General features: G+C 43.8%; 2 protein-coding genes and 1 pseudogene. All 3 read left to right on the forward strand.

Going from position 1 to position 2,720, the window contains the following annotated elements:
* Positions 1–1,038 (forward strand): RHS repeat domain-containing protein (locus O3682_RS11625; protein ID WP_371510173.1); only part of this gene is annotated, 1,038 nt, incomplete at its 5' end.
* Entirely contained in the window at positions 1,035–1,739 is a 705-nt protein-coding gene (locus O3682_RS11630) for a hypothetical protein (RefSeq protein WP_371510174.1), read from the forward strand. The genes O3682_RS11625 and O3682_RS11630, both read left to right, overlap by 4 nt.
* Positions 1,740–1,887: 148 nt before the next feature.
* Positions 1,888–2,720: pseudogene (locus tag O3682_RS11635) on the forward strand (DUF6531 domain-containing protein); the annotation flags it as partial.

Below are 2,720 nucleotides of genomic sequence, written 5' to 3' on the forward strand. Positions count from 1 at the left end.
TATTACTACGACGACCTCGGCAACCTGATCCACCGCGAGCTGGCTGACGGCGAAGTGCAGAACTATTTCTACGACCTGCACGACCAACTGGTTAAAGCCGAAATCTTCAAAAAAGACGGTACGAAAGAAACTTGGTCCTACACCTACGACGCCTTGGGCAGAAGGATAGGCAAAGGCCGTCTGAAAACCAGTCAGGAAGTTTCAGACGACCTCGAAAACCAAACCCGCTTCGTCTGGGACGGCAGCCATCTGCTGCAAGAAATCCACTTGGACGGTAGGTATACCTATATCTATACCGACCAAGAGTCCTACGAACCGCTGGCGCAAGTCCACGATTGGACGAACGCAGAAGGAGAAAACCAACAACAGACCCGCTACTTCCACTGCGACCAAATCGGCATCCCGCGCGAGATGACTGATAAGGACGGCAACCTCTTATGGTTCGGCAACTACACCGGCTGGGGTCGTCTGAAAGAGGAAACCAAGGTAACGGATAGCGCATACCAGCCGTTCCGCCTGCAAAACCAGTATGCCGACCGTGAAACGGGGCTGCATTACAACTTCTTCAGGTATTACGAGCCTGATGCGGGTAGGTTTGTGAATCAGGATCCGATTGGGTTGATGGGTGGGGATAATCTGTATTGGTTTGCGCCAAATGTTCAAATGTGGTTAGATCCCTTGGGTTTATTAGGAATTCCACATTTTAATGGTAGACGAGGAGAGGCCCGTGCTCTATTTGATGTTGCAAGAAATGGATTCAAAAATATTCGAACACAAGTACCCATGACTGTGAATGGGCAAAATATTATTGCTGATATTGTTGCTGAACGTGGCGGAAAGACTTATGTATTTGAATCAAAATTTGGCTCAGGTAGGCTTACTAAAAATCAACGAGCATCAAACGCGTTTCCAACTGGTCGTTGTGCAAATGCAAATACATCAAGAAAAGGAGGAGGAACTATTTTAACTTCTAAAGGCAAAGTTGTTAATGTAAATGGAAGAGATATAACATTTATTTTATTGAGGTATAAAAAATGAAGAAAAAAATATTAAATAGCTTCTGCTCATATTTGGAAGCTAACCATATTTCATTTAAAAAACACGATTGTATTATTTCACTTTTTTTTAATGACATTTTTTTTGGAAAAATTAACTTCCAATTTAAAAAAGGTAAGCATGTAAAAATTGGGGCATTATGCTCATTTTCTATCGTTTCTTATATAAATGAGCAAAATATTCTAGACCAAAAATTTATAGAATTAAGTACAATTATCCCAAAATTTTATCCTGAAATAAACGATATTTTTGATGAAAATGACACACCAAGTAATTTTAAAGTACATGGTTCAGAACTTGGAAAATTTGATTCTATTTTTAAAGATTTTGGCATTATTTCTTTATATCCAGAAACATCCGAAAATGAAATAAATGAGATAATTATTGCTATATTCGATAATTATGTATTACCAATGAAAAATTATTATTTCGGAAGTAATTTAGCAATAGAGGATATTTTAAAAAATCCTTCCTCATATAAATACCCGCTATCTACAATTTTACTAATAAGTCATTTACATAACTTGGAAATTAATAATTTCTTAAACATAAAAAATCCTAAAAAATTCCCTGACTCAAAGAATATATCTAAAATTTTAGATTTATTATTCACACATAAAAAAAATATTGAGATCAGCGATGATAGCAATGGTAAAAATGACCAACAAGCAGAACTAGATTGAGTTAGCAAGCCGTAGCCCGCATGTAGGGTGCGTATCCCAAGGCACGCACGCGGTTTCTTTTCCAATGATTTATTCAGGCCGTCTGAAAAAACTTTTCAGACGGCCTGAGCAATAATGTTTTTGTTCTTTAACAATTCAATTTTCCTAGGTGCCGCCCATCCCCTTCCCTCTCTTCGCCGACCTGGGCGGCGCCAAGACCGTCGCCAAAGACGTCCGCCTCAACCGCAAGCCCGCCTTCGTCTTCAAGGCCAGTAAAACCAACCGCACTACCGGCGACGAACCCGCCCTTCCGGGCCGCAAGGGTGTGCTTTCCCGCACCGCTACCAAACCCGCCTGGCCGATGATGCATTCTTCTTCGGTTAAAATCCGCAAGCGCTACATCATTCGCGCCGGCGATATGTTCCACATGAACAATAAGTTCAAAAAGAAACTGCCGCCCAAACCCTGTATTTCCTGCAAAAGGGCTGCCGGTGCCGGCCGTCCGGTCAATCCGATACACGGTTTGAAGTTTTTGGAGGGTGAAACCGACTTTGCCTTTGAAGGCATTTTGCCTTTGGTATGGAGCCGCAGCTATTATTCTGACCAAGACGGTACCGGCTGGCTCGGCGAGGGTTGGAGCGTGCCGGGCTGCCAGCGCATTATCCGCGATGCGGCCGGATTAGCCTATATCGACGATCAGGGCCGTTTGTTCCCTTTGCCGGAAGTCGATGAAGATGACGAAGAACCGGTATTGTTCGAAAGCGAACAGATTTGGTTCAGTAAAAATCCGGACGGGCATTACGTCATTGCTTCGCTGGACGGTTCGATAGCGCTGCGTTTTGCGCCTTTGGTGGTGGCGGAGGACGGTTCTGATGAAGATTCCACCCTCTTCCCTTTGGTCGCGGTGGAAGACGCCAACGGCAACCATCAGCGTTTCGTCTATCATCCGCTGACCGGTCTGCCGCAATACGTCATCGACGGCAACGGCCGGGTGTTCTCGCT

This window comes from Neisseria sp. 27098_8_112 (assembly GCF_041433235.1).
GTDB lineage: Bacteria > Pseudomonadota > Gammaproteobacteria > Burkholderiales > Neisseriaceae > Neisseria.

Bases quoted from the DNA above. Each gene is read 5' to 3' on its own strand.
- O3682_RS11630 (WP_371510174.1), top strand. From the start codon at position 1,035: ATGAAGAAAAAAATATTAAATAGCTTCTGCTCATATTTGGAAGCTAAC.